The following is a 13919-nucleotide window of genomic DNA, read 5'->3' on the forward strand; positions in this document are numbered from 1 at the left end:
GGAGAGGGCGATGGACACCGAGAAGCCCACCGAGAAAGTCGCCGGCAACGCCGCGACGGTCATCATCGGCCAGAAGGTGCGTGCCGGTTCCGAGGAGGCCTTCGAGGCCTGGCAGCGGGACATGAACGCGGCCGCGTCCCGCTACCCCGGTTTTCTGGGCGCCGAGATCTCCGCACCCACCGCCGTGCAACCCGACTGGGTGGTGGTCTACCGCTTCGATTCCGTCGCCCACGTGCAGGCGTGGATCAACAGCGCCACCCGGCAGGAGCGGCTGGACGCGGGGCAGCCGTACTTCGACGGCCCCGCCACCCAGCAGGTCATCACCGGTGGCGGCGTGCGGGAAGCGGATCCGCTCGTGACGGTCGTCGTGACGCACCGTGTCCGCCCCGAACACGTCGACGACTTCCTCGCGTGGCAGGACCGACTGCGCCTGGAGGAGAGCAGGTTCGACGGATTCCGCGGGAGCGAACTGTTCCGCCCCGTCGAAGGTGTCCAGGACGAGTGGACCGCGCTGTACCGCTACGACAACGCGGCCGACCTCGACACGTGGCTCACCTCGGCGACACGTCAGGAGCTGCTCGCGGAGGGGGAGAAGTTCCACGACTTCGAATTGCGCACCATCGACAACTCGTTCGGCAGCTGGTTCGCGTTCGACGAGAACGGCCACGAGGCGCCGCCGCCGTCCGAGACCAAGACCTCGATCGCGGTGTGGGTCGGCCTCTATCCGACGGTCGTGATCCTCACCCTCGCGCTGTCGCCGCTGAAGATGCCGCTGTGGCTCGGCCTGCTCGTCGGAAACCTGCTGTCCAGCTTCATCATGAGCTTCGTGACGATGCCGTACTACGTGAACCGGATACTGGGGCACTGGCTGCGGCCGGCCCCGGGTGTTCCCGAAGCAAGGACGAACCGTCGAGGGCTCGCCGTCGTCGCCGGGGCTATGGTGTTCTGGGTCGTCGTCTTCTATCTGGTGACCACCCAGTTCTGGACCCTGCCCTGACACCGAGAGAAACGGGTGCCACATGTCAGCCTCGGAAATCCGAGTGAGCCGAACGATCGACGCGCCCGCGAGCGCGGTCTGGAATGTCCTCACCGACCTGGACAACGCGGAGTCGGTTCTGAGCGGGGTGGAGAAGCTCGAGCGGCTGGACTCGACGAAATACGAGGTCGGCACGCGGTGGCGTGAGACCCGGGTGCTGTTCGGCAAGTCGTCGTCCGAGGAGATGTGGGTCACGGAGATCGACCCGGAGAAGCGCACCGTGGTGAAGGCGTCGTCCCGCGGCGCCGACTACACGACGGTGTTCACCCTGACGCCTGCCGGCGACGGCACCACCCTGACTTTTCACTTCTCGGCGGAAGCAACCGGTATGGGTGCCTTTTCGCGATTCCTGATGAAGGTGTTCGGCTCCTTCGCGCTGAAGGCCACCACCAAGATGATCCGGCAGGATCTCGACGACATCGCCGACGCCGCCGAGAAGCGGGCCGGCCGAGAAGCCTGATCTACCGACCGCCCAGCGGCACGGACCCAGGCGCTGCGGGCAGCGCGGGCAGGGCGCCCAACGGGAGTGGTACCAGCGTCGTGGCCTGCGGGTCGGGGCGTCCCAGCCCGAACTTGCGCACCTCGGCCCCGCCCGGCCCGGCGCCGCTGACGAGCAGGTCGGCACCCGTGGTGGTGCTGGTCGTGGCGACCCGCACGCCGGTGCCGGGGGTGCCGCCGGCGAACGGTGCGAACGACGCGATCTGGGTGAACACGACGTCGCCGGAGTGGTGGTTCGGGCTCTCGAGATACATGCCCGGCTCACCGTCGAGGCGTGACCCGCTCGACCACACCCGGACGGTGCCGTCGCCGCCCAGCATGCCGGTGACGATGCTCTTGGCTCCGCCCTCGGCGCCGGCCACCCACCCCGTCGAGAGGGAGACACCGCCAAGGTAGTTCTCGTCGAAGGCCAGGAACTCCGACGTCGCCCTCGGTCCGCCGGTGTGGCCGGCGTGCTCGTCAGCGGTGCCGTCGGCCTGCGCAGCGGCGGTGGGTTCGAACAGGTCGTACCGGAACGTCTTCACGCGAGGCGCTTCTCCCGGCCCCGGGGCGGTGACGATGCTCGCCCGGCCCGAGGCGGTGTCGACCAGGCCCGTCGCGACGGTGACCCCGGACTGCGAACCGGGGTAGGGGGTGAAGCTCGAGAAGACCGCGGGTGCCGCGCCCTTCTCCGTGGGCAGGGTGGACGAGAACACCTTCACCTGCGATTCAGTGCCGGGGCCGGTGCCGGCGATGATGTTGTCGGCCAGCGCGTTTCCGTCGATGTCCGCGCCCGCGACGTTCACGCCCCCGCGGAAGCCGGCGTCGAACGGGGCGAACCTGGTCAGCTCGGCGGTGAACGGGCCGGAGCCGACATCGTTGCCGTCGTACGCGACGACCTCCGGTGCCACGCCCGCACCGGTCCCGGCGACGAGGTCGAGGATCATGTCGCCGTTGACGTCGGCCATCGCCACCGTCGGGGTGCCCTCGAACGACGGGAACGGGGTGACGGCGGCGATCACCCTGTCGCCGTTGCCGTCGTGGACCTGCACGGTGGCGGGGGTGCCCGGCCTTCCCGGGACCGCCACCGCGTACGTCGACACCTCGGGGATCACGTTGACGGTGGCCATCAGCCCGTTGTCCTCGTGGTTGAGGCGGTGGCAGTGGATCACGAAAGTGCCGGTGTACTCGGTGAATTTGGTGCGCAGCGTCACCGATGCGGGCACCAGCGGATTCTCGTTCGCGTCCGTGACGGGCGCGGGCACGTTGACGTTGTCCTCACCCCACGGCTGCACCCCGGTCCGGGTGCCCGCGATCGGATCGACGATTTCCATCACCTGGAAGTCGTTGACGTGGATGTGCATCGGATGCTCGTCGTTGTTGAGGTTCGTGATCGACCATTCCTCGACCGAATTGAGGCGCGGCTGGATCAACGGGATGTTCGGGAACGTGTTGTCGTCGAACTCGTACGTGAACGCCTTCGGGTCGCTATTGCTGGCCTTCTCGTTGCCGAACCCGCCCGACACCGTGAGCGTGCGCTTCACGTCGGGTGTCATCACCGACGTGTCCACGAACGACGTATAGGCGTCGAGGTTCTGGCCGGGCTCGAACGGTGTGGTCCGGCCTTCGCCGCTGTCGGGGGTGACGTGCACGAGAGTCTGGGTGGGGAAGGTGAAGAAGCCGTCGGCATAGCTGATGACCGACGGGTCGACGGTCACCGTGCCCAGTTCGGCCGGCGGGTTGCCGGTGCCGTTGTTCGTGTAGAGCACGCCGGGATTGGTGACGGGTTTCGCGCCGTCCAGCGGCGGCATGTCGAGCACCAGATCGCCGGTGTCCGGCATCGTCACGGCGATCGCGTACCGCGACCCCGGCGGAATGACGAGCCGGGTTCCGTCACCGCCGACCGGCCGCTGCACCTGGGTGAAGGGGTTGCCGTCCTGGCCGACGATCGAGAACTGGGGATGCTCGCCCGTCGCGGTCTCGGTGAGCCGCAGCGGCATGTACGCGAAGTCGCTGATGTTGGCCAGCACCCAGATCTCCGTCTGGCCCGGCTTCAGCTTCAACTCCGGCTGGAACTGCCCGTTGATCGTGTACTGCACGTCGCGCTCGTTGTCGGGTAGCGAGGGATCGGCGGGCACGTTCGTCGAATCACTGCGGAAACTCTGCAGATTGCCCGGCACGAACTGGTTCTGACCGCGGTGATTCGCCGGGGACAGCGGACCGGCATACCAGTTGGTGACGTACTGGGCCCCCTCCGTCGTGTCGGCGAAGTTCACCGGGGCGAGGCTCGGCTCGTACGTGCCGTCGGCCAGCTGGGATCCCTCCGGGGGCTTCAGCGTGCTCACGAACTGAGGCCAGTTCGGGTCGTTCAGCTGGTGGCCGTTGCCTTTACGGTCGAAGACGAAGTTGTACTGCAGCGCCATGTCGCGGATGGGAACGTCGTTCTGCGTCACCAGGGGAAGGTTGCCGTCGGGCCTGCCGATCTCCAGCAGTCCCGCGAGCCCCGCGTACGTCTGCTGCGCGGTCATCGTGTGACGGTGGCTGTGGTACCAGTACATGCCGTTCGGCATGTCCTTCGGCACCGCGTAGTCGTAGACGTTGCCCATCCCGGCGGGGATGTCGAGCAGCACGTTGTCGGCGTTGCCGTCCGGGCTCACGTGCAACCCGTGGGTGTGCAGGTTCAGCGGCGCGGACTCGAGGGCCGGCGGATAGATCGGGACCTCCCCGCCCGCCGGCGTGAACGCGGGGTCGTAGAAGTCCTCGATCGTCAGGTTCCGGAGATCGTTGTCGTAGTGGATGATCAGGCGCTCACCCGGATCGACGCGCAACGTCGGTGCCGGGTAGACGTCGTCGCCCGTGGTCGAGCCGTTCGAACTGGTGCCCTGCAGAACCTCGTACCCGAAGACCAGGAAGTTGGACACCGGTTCCGAGACGGTGTCGAGGTCGACCGTGCCCTGATGGGCCGACAGCCGGACCTCGAGCACCCCGTTCTCGCTCGACAGCTTGACCGGCTCCGTGTAGGCGACCGGGGTGCCGTCGGGGCCGGCGTTGCCACCGCCCGCAGTGGTCGGCTCGTCGGACGTGCATGCCGTCAGCATCAACGTCACGCACGCGACCACGGCGACGGCGATGGCGACGATCGGCTTCCGGCGACGGACGACCATGGTGTTCCCCGTTCCACGACGGCAGCTGAGCAGCATCGATCGACGATTCGAAGACTACCCGGGGAACTTGGGCGGGCACCGGGAATTCACGACCTCCCCAGCGCCTCCCTCCACGACACGACCTTGCCGATCCGCAGGATCGAGCGCTGGTAGATCTTCGCGGCCAGCACGCTGAGCGCGGCGGTCACCGCGAGCATCAGGGCGATGGTGACGACGACCTGGACCGGGGACGCCACGCCGGCGGCGATGCGCAGCGGCATCAGGATCGCCGAGAACGGCGGAATCCAGCTGAGGACGTTGCTCAGGGTGCCGTCCGGGTTGCTCACCGAGGAGAACGCGCTGAAGAACATGATGACGATCAGCACCATCAGCGGTGACGCGGTGGCGTTGACATCCTCCTGCCGCGACACCATCGAACCGGCCGCGGCATAGAGGACGGCGAAGAACGCGAATCCGAGCACGAACCAGCCGAGTGTTCCGGCCAGCACCCCGAGCGCGGTCCCGGTCACGGTGAGCACGCCCGTCGCGAGTCCGGCCGCGACCCCGGCCACACCGTAGGCGGTCAGCTGGACGAGTCCGACCGCGCCGATGCCGATCACCTTGCCCCACAGCAGTTGCAGTGGTCGGAGCGTCGACAGGAGCAGTTCGACGACGCGGCTCGACTTCTCCTCGACCACACCCATCGCCACGTACATGCCGAACATCATGATCTGCATGTACAGCAGGACGACCACGGCGACGGAGAGGGCTACGCGCTGGCCCTTCTCCGGGTCGGGCGGGTCGAGAGCGTCGACGGTGACGACCGCCCCGCCGGTCGCGGCGGCGAGTTCCGCGGGGTCCACACCCTGCGCGGCGAGGGCGCCGGCCTGGGCCTGCTGCATCACGGCCGCGTCGATCACGGTGCGAAGCCCGGAGCTCAGCTCGGATTCGGTGACGGCCGTGACCGATCCGCCGGTGCCGGGAATCAGCGCGACGTCGAGGTCACCGCTGCCCACCTGGTCCCGTGCGGCCTGTTCGTCGGCCGCCGGGACGACGTCGACCGGGGTGCCRGTCGCGTCACCGGTGGCGACGAGAACGGGCGCGAGCGACTGGTCGCCGACGAGTCCGACGGTGGCCCGGTCTTCGTCGCCGCCCGAGAACAGCGAATACGCGACGATGCCGCCCACGATGGCCAGCAGGATGATCACGTTGCTGATGACGAAGCTCTTCTTCGCCACCTGGGTGAGGAATTCGCGGCGGGCGACGAGGCCGATCGCGCGGGCGGGACTCACGGGGGCGCTCATGCGGTGACCACCTCTCGGAACAGATCGGTCAGAGTGGGCCTGTGCAGCGAGAACTCGTGCACCGGACCGGTTTTCAGGGCGGTGTGCAGGACCAGCTGATCGTCCACGTGGTCGTCGAGCGACAGCAGGGTCCGGCCGTCGAGGTGACTGATCGTGGTGACCCCGTCGAGATGATGGGCCCACCCGACCGGCGCCTCCGGCGCGTGGACTTCGAGTCGGGCGTTGCCGCCGCCGCGCAGTTCGTCGACGGTGCCGACGGCACGCATCCGGCCGAGCTGGGTGACCGTGAGTCCGATCGAGCGGGCACTGTTGCGCTGCTGGATCTCCCACTCGTCGAGAGCGTCGCGCGGCGCGTCCCCCTGCCGTCCGGACACGATCTGGAGCATCGTCCACAGCGGGAAGAACAACAGGCACGCGGGCAGCCAGAGCAGCGGACCGACCGTCATGTCGACATGACACACGATCCCGACGGCGGTCATGAACACAAACGTCACCGCGAGGGCGACCACCAGGATTCGCCTGCGGCTGCGCGTCCGCCACTGCGGCAGCCAGGTGCGGTAACGGCTTTCGTTCTGGAGGAATCTGCGCGTCCGGAACCCCTGGTACCTCTCGATCAGATTGGTCTCAGGCATGGGAACTCTCCCCGCTTCCTGTCGTGGACGGCGGTCGGTCGGTGCGGTACAGCTCGGTGGACAGGGGCCCGAACTCGGTGCGGGAGAAGATGGCCTCCACCGGCAGTTCGAACACCCATGAGATACGGAACGCCAGGTCGAGGCTGGGGTAGTGGTCGCCCCGTTCGAGTGCGCCGACGGTCTGGGGGTTGACGTCGATGAGTCCCGCCAGCTGAGCCCGGCTCATCCCGCGTTCGGCGCGCAGGACGCCGATGCGGTTGTAGATGGGCAGGGAGTCCCCGCGCCGTACTGGGCTCATGCAACAAAGTGTTGTGAAAACCCAACAGTTTGTCAACCGTGGGCAACAGGCCCGGGCGCCGAAATGACAGGTTGACCCTGGGGAATTGAGTGGCAGAGTAGAGGCGATTCGCGCAGGACGGCAGGAAAGGACAGGATTACAGACGTGACGTACACCATCGCGGAGCCCTGTGTCGACGTTCTGGACAAGGCATGCATCGAAGAATGTCCCGTCGACTGCATCTACGAAGGCGGTCGGATGCTCTACATCCACCCCGACGAATGCGTCGACTGCGGTGCCTGTGAGCCCGTCTGCCCCGTCGAGGCGATCTTCTACGAGGACGACGTCCCGGACCAGTGGGTCGAGTACACCAAGGCGAACGCCGACTTCTTCGACGACCTGGGATCGCCCGGTGGCGCCGCGAAGCTCGGGAAGGTCGACTACGACCCGCCGTTCGTCAAGGCGCTGCCGCCCATGGCCGAGGGCGACTGACTACTCCTCGGACAGCCGGCCGCCGTCCATCCGCCAGCGGCGGGTGCTGCGCGTCGAATCCAGCATCCGCCGGTCGTGGGTGACGAGCAGCAGCGTGCCGTCGAAGTTCTCCATCGCCTGCTCGAGCTGTTCGATCGCCGGGAGGTCCAGGTGGTTGGTGGGCTCGTCGAGCACCAGCAGGTTCACACCCCGCGCCTGCAGCAGGGCGAGGGCGGCGCGGGTGCGTTCGCCGGGCGACAGCGACGCCGCGGGCCGCAGCACGTGGTGTCCCTTGAGGCCGAACTTCGCGAGCAGCGTCCGCACGTCGGCATCCGGCCAGTCCGGGACCTGCGCCGCGAACGCGTCGGACACCTTCTCGGCGCCCTCGAACAGGCCGCGGGCCTGATCGATCTCGCCGATCGCCACACCCGAACCGAGTGAGGCGGTGCCCGCGTCCAGGGCGACCTTGCCGAGCAGCACCTTCAGCAGGGTCGTCTTCCCGGAGCCGTTGGCGCCGGTGACGATGATCCGGTCACCCCAGTCCACCTGAGTGGTGACCGGGCCGAACGTGAACTCGCGGTCCCCGCCCCACGCGACGGTGGCGCCGTTCGCCGTCGCCACGACCGAACCGCTGCGCGGGGCGGCGGCGATCTCCATCCGCAGTTCCCACTCCTTGCGCGGCTCCTCGACCACCTCGAGCCGCTCGATCCGGCGTTGCGTCTGCCGGGCCTTCGCGGCCTGCTTCTCGGTGGACTCGGTGCGCAGCCCCTTGCCGATCTTGTCGTTGTCCTTCGCCTTGCGGCGCGCGTTCCGGACTCCGTGCTCCATCCAGTTCCGCTGCATCTGCGCGCGGTCCTCGAGATCCGAACGGGTTCCGGCGTACTCCTCGTACGCCTCCCGGGCATGCCTGCGTGCGATCTCCCGTTCGGCGAGATACGAGTCGTAGCTGCCGTCGTAGACCGCGATCTGCTGCTGCGCGAGGTCGAGTTCCACGATGCCGGTCACGGTGCGCGCCAGGAATTCTCGATCATGACTCACCACCACCATGGCTGCCCGGCTCTCGGCGACGAAACGCTCGAGCTGTTCGAGCCCCACGAGGTCGAGGTCGTTGGTCGGCTCGTCGAGCAGCAGCACGTCGTACCGGGACAGCAGCAGCGACGCCAACCCGGCGCGCGCGGCCTGCCCGCCGGACAGTGACGTCATGTGTGCGTCGAGCGGCACGCCCAGCCCGAGTTCGCTCACGACCTTCTCCGCGCGCTCGGCGAGGTCGGCGCCGCCCAGTGCCAGCCAGCGTTCGAGGGCGGGGGAGTAGAGATCCTCGTCCGACTCGCCGAGCGTTTCGGCGGCCGCGTTCATGGTGTGCTCGGCCTCGGTGACGCCGGTCCTGCGGCCCAGGAAGTCGAGCACGGTCTCGCCGGCGATCCGGTCGGGTTCCTGGGCGAGGTAGCCGACGGCGGCGTCGGGCGGGCTCAGCACGATGCTGCCCTCGACGTCCGCCGAGCCGACCCCCGCGAGCGTGGTCAGCAGCGTCGACTTGCCCGCCCCGTTCGCCCCGACGAGTCCGGTCACGTCGCCCGGGGCGACGGTCAGGTCGAGGCCGGCGAAGAGGGTGCGCTCACCGCGCGAAGCCGACAGTCCGCTGATGCGCAGTGTTGCAGTCACCTGGAGATTATCCCCCCGCCCGTGAGTACTTAATTAACCGCGGGCGGTTAACAAGTACTCACGGGCGCGTCAGCGCTTGACGAGGCGGAACCAGCGCGGGTCGGCCTTCTTGAGTGGTCCCGGCATGCCGGTCGTGTCGGCGTCGACGTCCGACACGAGTTTCCACTTCTCGAACGTGCGCTCCACGTCGGAGCGGGACACACCCCGCGGCAGCGGGCCGCGATGTCCCGGCCCGAACGCGAACATCAACAGCGTGGCGTGCGGTTCGGTCACCGTCGTGACGTTCTCGGCGTACGCGACCCGGGCGTGGTCGCTGAGCCCGTGGTAGCACCCCACGTCCAGGATCAGGTGGTACCCGCGACCGACGGCGTGCTCGAGGTCGGTGGCGTCCGCGTGCATGAACCGCACGTCGACGCCCGCCTTCCGTGCCTTGGACCGCGCCTTGTCGAGGGCCAGCTGGACGGTGTCGATCCCCGTCACCTGCCACCCCCGCCGGGCCATTTCGATGGCGTGGTCACCGGTGCCGCATCCGATGTCGAGGACCTCGCCCGGTGGTGCGTCGAAGGGATCGATCAACGTCTCGATCTGGTTCCCGAAGACCCGGCCCGCCTTCACCCAGGGCGTGATCTTGAACCGATAGGCCAATGTGTATCCGAGGCCCATGTCCGCCCCTTTCACCGGGCGCGTCACCACCTGAACGCCGATGCCGTCGGATTACCCGGTGATACCGAAACGACACGCGAAAGTCCACATTCTGAGACGCCGGGAACATCCGGTCCGGGTGCCCGGTTGGACAGTCCCATGGGTTTCAACAATGCACAGAGTCCTGTACCTACGGTCACGCTCAACGACGGGAACAGCATTCCTGCGCTCGGCTTCGGCGTGTGGCAGGTGCCCGACGACGAGAGTTACGCCGCGGTCACCGAGGCACTGAAGGCCGGGTACCGCAGCATCGACACCGCCAAGATCTACGAGAACGAGACCGGAGTGGGCCGCGCGCTCGCGGACTCCGGCATCGCCCGTGACGAGTTGTTCGTCACCACCAAGCTGTGGAACGACGACCAGGGTTACGACTCCACGCTCCGCGCGTTCGACGACAGCCTGAACCGGCTCGGCCTCGACTACGTCGACCTGTACCTCATCCACTGGCCGGTGCCGTCCGCGGACCGCTACGTCGACACATTCAGGGCCTTCCAGAAGATCAAGGCCGACGGGCGTGCGCGGTCGATCGGTGTCTCCAACTTCACCCCGCAGACCCTCGACCGTCTGATCGCCGAGACCGGCGAGGTGCCCGCGGTCAACCAGGTGGAGCTGCATCCGCGGTTCAACCAGGCCGACCTGCGTGCCTTCCACACCGGTAAGGGCATCGCGACCGAGGCGTGGAGCCCGCTGGGGCAGGGCACCGTCCTCGAGGACGAGTCCATCGCGAAGATCGCTGCCGCGCACGGTAAGACGACCGCGCAGGTGATCATCCGCTGGCACCTGCAGATCGGCAACGTCGTCATCCCCAAGTCGGTGACGCCGGAGCGCATCGCCGCCAACTTCGACGTCTTCGACTTCGAGTTGACCCCCGACGAGATCAACACGATCGGTTCGCTGACCCGGACCGACGGCCGCATCGGGCCCGACCCGGACGCGTTCGGCGCGTAGCACCCGTGCGCCTTTCTGGTAGCTGGAGCAACCAGAAAGGCGCACGAGCGCGAAGCGCCTAGAGCTGGAAGTCCGCGAAGTCGAAGCCCGGGGTGACGACGCAACTGACGAGGGTCGGTTGGTCGCCCTCGGGTTTCGCGCGCTGCCAGTGCCGCGGCGGGACGAGCAGTTGCGGTTGCTGACCCGCCGCGACGTCCGCGCCGAGGATCAGCGCGTCGGGGGCGGCGGGTTCGCTTCCGTCGCCGCCGAGTTCGAGCCGCAGGGGGCTGCCCCGGTGGTACATCCAGATCTCGGCGCTGCGCACGCTGTGCCATGCCGACTGTTGTCCGGGCATGAGCAGGAACAGGATCGCGGTGCCCGCCGACCGCGGCCCCGGATAGTCGTCCGGCAGGCTCGCCTCCGGGATGGTGACGTCGCTGCGCCACGTCTCGCGGTACCAGCCGCCTTCGGGGTGCGGGGCGAGGTCGAGGGTTCGGGCCCACTCCGGTAATTCCGTCATGGCCGTCATTGTGCCGCCCGGCGCAGCGTCCGGGGGTGGGGTTGTACCACCCCTGAGGTGTCTTATCTCGAGGGCCGGGAGCAGCGAGAGTCGTAGGTGTTCACAAAGCGGGGGCACGACATCCCGTACACCATCGACGACAGGAGACAACATGCTCGGAATCATGCTCGGATTGGGCGGAGCCGCAATCGGACTCGGAATCGGCGTCATGGCCCTCGGGGTCGGCCTGCTCCTCAGTGACGCGACGATCAAGCACGATGTCGGCGAACTCCCCGACTGACTCCGTGTGGGTCGACACCAATCGGGGGCGGGTGCGGGCGCGAACAGCGGCCCGTACCCGCCACCCGTTGGCGTGGTTTCACTCCGTTCTGACCCGCAAGCGCGGGGTTGCCGTCCAGGCGCCGCCTGCCAGTGCGAGCGAGGTGCTCGACCGCCTCGCCGAGATGCCGGTCAGCGTCTGGACCTACGGTTTCGATCACGAGTCGGTGCGGCACCTGGGCCCGATGTCGCAGGATTTCGCCACCGCGTTCGGGCTCGGTTCCAACGACCGTCGCATCGCCATGGTGGACGCGAACGGGGTGTGCATGGCGAGCATCCAGGCCCTGTACCGGCGGGTCATCGCGCTCGAAGCGGAAGTGGAGCGCCTGCGGGCGTAGCCGCCCCGCCCCCGTCCCCGCCGGCTGCCGCCGCGCGGCGTCCGCCCGGCCGCCACCAGTTGGCGTCGCCCAGCAGGTACATCGTGGCGGGCACCAGCACCATCCGCACGATCGTCGCGTCGATGAGGACCGCGGTCGCGAGGCCGACGCCCATCATCTTCACGGTGACGTCGCCGTCGAGCGCGAACCCGGCGAACACCGCGACCATGATCGCCGCCGCGCTCGTGATGACCCGGCCCGTCGACGCCAGTCCCTCGACGACGCTGCGGTGCGAGTCGCCCGTGGCGAGCCAGCGTTCACGGACCCGGGAGAGCAGGAACACCTCGTAGTCCATCGACAGTCCGAACAGGATGGTGAACATGAGGATCGGCACCCAACTCGACACCGGAAGCGCATGGGGAAGGCCGAGCAGCTGTGCACCCCAACCCCATTGGAACACCATCACCATGACGCCATAGGCCGCGGCCACCGACAGGAGGTTCATGGCGGCCGCCTTCACCGCGACGACCGGCGCGCGGAACACGAACGTGAGCAGCACCACCGACAGCGCGACGACGAACGCGATCACCAGCCACAGCCGTTCGGCGAGGCGGGCCGAGATGTCGGCGAACACGGCGGTGAGTCCGGTGACGTGGACGCCGTCGGCGGCGTCGGACCGGATCCTATCGAGCAGTTCGGTGCTGCGGGGATCGCTGGGTCCGGTGGTCGGCTGCACCGAGACGAGTGCGGCCGTCGAATCGGCGTTCATCAGGACGGGCGTCACGGACGCCACCCCGGGTTCGGCCGCGAGGTCACGCACGATCGACGGAAGCTCGGCTGCCGGAACCTTGTTCAGGTCGACCGCCACCATCAGCGGCCCGTTGGCGCCGGGCCCGAACTCGGAGTCGATCAGGTCGTAGGCCTGACGGATCGTGTTGGCGGCCGGTGCGCTGCCCGCGTCCTGCGGCCACGTCCGCATGCCCAGTACCGGCGCGGCCAGGAGCAGCAGCACGCCGAGCGCCGTCAGCGCCCACAGCCACGGGCGGCGGCTCACCCGGATCGCCCACCGTTCGGTCAGCGGCGACGTCGTGCGACGTTCGGCCCGGGCACGGGACCGTGTGCCGAGCACCCGCGTGCCCGCCAGCCCGCACAGTGCGGGCACCAGCGTGACGGAGGTGAGCATGACGATGCCGACCATCGCGAACGTGGCGTAGCCGAACGACGCGTACATCGGCAGCCCGGACAGCCGCAACCCGAACAGGGAGACGAGGACCGTGGTCCCGGCGAAGATCACCGATGTCCCGGCCGTGGAGTTGGCGGCCGCGACGGCGTCTCGGACCGGCATCCCGGACCGCAGGCCCTCGGTGTACCGGGTGACGAGCAGCAGCGCGTAGTCGATTCCGACGCCGATGCCGACCATCGTCGCGATGGTCGGTGCGATGGTGCTGATGCCGGTGAATCCGGCCATGATCGTGATGAGGCCGGACCCGATGCCCACCCCGACGAGCGCGACGGCCAGGGGCAGTCCCGCGGCCACCACGGAACCGAACGCGAACACCAGGATGATCAGCGCCAGGATCATGCCCACCGCCTCGGCGGTGCCCGACGGCTTGGAGATGTTCTCGGGCACCTGCCCGCCCAGTTCCACCTCCAGTCCCTGCGCCCGGGTGCCGGCGACCGCGGCCTCGAGTGCGTCGACGCCCTCGCTGCCCTGGAAGTCCGTGACCGGGATGCGGTAGTTGAGGCTGATCACCGCCGTGTCGGAATCCTGGGACAGGCGGGGCAGCGACACGGCACTCACCCCGTTCACGTCCGCCAGCCTGCTGCCGAGATCGGTGAGGACCTCGGGGGCGAGCGGGCCCGTGTCGGAGTGCACGACCACCCGGGCGTCCGCCCCCGACATCTCCGGGAACCGTTCGCTCAGCAGATTCGTCCCCTCCTGCGACGGCAGACCGGGCACGTTGTAGTCGTCGTGGTTGGTACCGCCGAACGCGGACGCGGCGGCGAACACCAGGACGAGCAGCGTCAGCCACGCGGCGATCACCCGCCAGGGACGGGTCGCGGCGGCCGCGCCGACGCGGGCGAGCAGGGAACTCATGGGGAAGCCTCCAGGAAAGCCGGATGGTTCGGTCA

At 68.4% G+C, this 13919-nt stretch carries 14 protein-coding genes; 6 read left to right on the plus strand and 8 right to left on the minus strand.

Going from position 1 to position 13919, the window contains the following annotated elements:
• Window positions 1–10 precede the first annotated feature (10 nt).
• A complete protein-coding gene (locus AC1DWT_RS05155; RefSeq protein ID WP_206014841.1) occupies window positions 11–997 on the plus strand; it encodes an antibiotic biosynthesis monooxygenase in 987 nt (328 codons plus the stop codon).
• A 22-nt stretch (window positions 998–1019) separates the two neighbouring features.
• The gene (locus AC1DWT_RS05160) at window positions 1020–1496 is read left to right on the plus strand and encodes an SRPBCC family protein (protein WP_206014842.1); all 477 of its coding nucleotides are present in this window, start codon (window positions 1020–1022) and stop codon (window positions 1494–1496) included.
• A 1-nt stretch (window position 1497) separates the two neighbouring features.
• Here AC1DWT_RS05160 and AC1DWT_RS05165 read toward each other — a convergent pair whose 3' ends face one another.
• The 4 genes from AC1DWT_RS05165 to AC1DWT_RS05180 all read right to left on the minus strand — a co-directional run bounded on the left by AC1DWT_RS05165 (window position 1498) and on the right by AC1DWT_RS05180 (window position 6890).
• On the minus strand, window positions 1498–4677 hold the full coding sequence (locus AC1DWT_RS05165; protein WP_477919976.1) for a multicopper oxidase family protein: 3180 nt from the start codon (window positions 4675–4677) through the stop codon (window positions 1498–1500).
• Window positions 4678–4763: 86 nt separating this feature from the next.
• Window positions 4764–5960, minus strand: coding sequence for an ABC transporter permease (locus AC1DWT_RS05170; protein ID WP_477919939.1), 1197 nt, complete (start codon window positions 5958–5960; stop codon window positions 4764–4766).
• Window positions 5957–6592: an ATP-binding protein DrrA1-3 family domain-containing protein gene (locus AC1DWT_RS05175; RefSeq protein ID WP_477919940.1), complete on the minus strand. Its 636-nt coding sequence runs from the start codon at window positions 6590–6592 to the stop codon at window positions 5957–5959. The genes AC1DWT_RS05170 and AC1DWT_RS05175 overlap by 4 nt, the downstream gene beginning before the upstream one ends.
• Window positions 6585–6890 (minus strand): helix-turn-helix transcriptional regulator, encoded by a 306-nt coding sequence (locus AC1DWT_RS05180; RefSeq protein ID WP_072944757.1) that lies wholly within the window; start codon window positions 6888–6890, stop codon window positions 6585–6587. The genes AC1DWT_RS05175 and AC1DWT_RS05180 overlap by 8 nt, the downstream gene beginning before the upstream one ends.
• 144 nt (window positions 6891–7034) lie before the next feature.
• On the opposite strand from AC1DWT_RS05180, the gene fdxA reads away from it, so the two are divergent.
• Complete coding sequence (fdxA, locus tag AC1DWT_RS05185; protein ID WP_005244047.1) at window positions 7035–7361, plus strand: ferredoxin; 327 nt, start codon at window positions 7035–7037, stop codon at window positions 7359–7361.
• On the opposite strand, the gene AC1DWT_RS05190 is transcribed toward fdxA, so the two are convergent.
• Together AC1DWT_RS05190 and AC1DWT_RS05195 are read right to left on the minus strand one after the other, a co-directional pair.
• On the minus strand, window positions 7362–9002 hold the full coding sequence (locus tag AC1DWT_RS05190; protein ID WP_477919943.1) for an ABC-F family ATP-binding cassette domain-containing protein: 1641 nt from the start codon (window positions 9000–9002) through the stop codon (window positions 7362–7364).
• 69 nt (window positions 9003–9071) lie between these two features.
• The gene (locus tag AC1DWT_RS05195) at window positions 9072–9665 is read right to left on the minus strand and encodes a class I SAM-dependent methyltransferase (protein WP_072944753.1); all 594 of its coding nucleotides are present in this window, start codon (window positions 9663–9665) and stop codon (window positions 9072–9074) included.
• Between the two features lie 138 nt (window positions 9666–9803).
• On the opposite strand from AC1DWT_RS05195, the gene AC1DWT_RS05200 reads away from it, so the two are divergent.
• A complete protein-coding gene (locus tag AC1DWT_RS05200; protein ID WP_072944751.1) occupies window positions 9804–10652 on the plus strand; it encodes an aldo/keto reductase in 849 nt (282 codons plus the stop codon).
• Window positions 10653–10710: 58 nt separating this feature from the next.
• On the opposite strand, the gene AC1DWT_RS05205 is transcribed toward AC1DWT_RS05200, so the two are convergent.
• The gene (locus AC1DWT_RS05205) at window positions 10711–11151 is read right to left on the minus strand and encodes a cupin domain-containing protein (RefSeq protein WP_477919944.1); all 441 of its coding nucleotides are present in this window, start codon (window positions 11149–11151) and stop codon (window positions 10711–10713) included.
• Window positions 11152–11302: 151 nt separating this feature from the next.
• On the opposite strand from AC1DWT_RS05205, the gene AC1DWT_RS05210 reads away from it, so the two are divergent.
• Both AC1DWT_RS05210 and AC1DWT_RS05215 read left to right on the plus strand, forming a co-directional pair.
• The gene (locus tag AC1DWT_RS05210; protein ID WP_009478066.1) at window positions 11303–11431 is read left to right on the plus strand and encodes a hypothetical protein; all 129 of its coding nucleotides are present in this window, start codon (window positions 11303–11305) and stop codon (window positions 11429–11431) included.
• A gap of 4 nt (window positions 11432–11435) precedes the next feature.
• Window positions 11436–11807, plus strand: a complete 372-nt coding sequence (locus AC1DWT_RS05215; RefSeq protein ID WP_477919977.1) for a tail fiber domain-containing protein — start codon at window positions 11436–11438, stop codon at window positions 11805–11807.
• On the opposite strand, the gene AC1DWT_RS05220 is transcribed toward AC1DWT_RS05215, so the two are convergent.
• Window positions 11767–13884, minus strand: a complete 2118-nt coding sequence (locus AC1DWT_RS05220; protein ID WP_477919946.1) for an MMPL family transporter — start codon at window positions 13882–13884, stop codon at window positions 11767–11769. The two genes, AC1DWT_RS05215 and AC1DWT_RS05220, sit on opposite strands and share 41 nt — an antisense overlap.
• Window positions 13885–13919 lie beyond the last annotated feature (35 nt).

Source organism: Rhodococcus sp. P4_B6 (genome assembly GCF_056402215.1).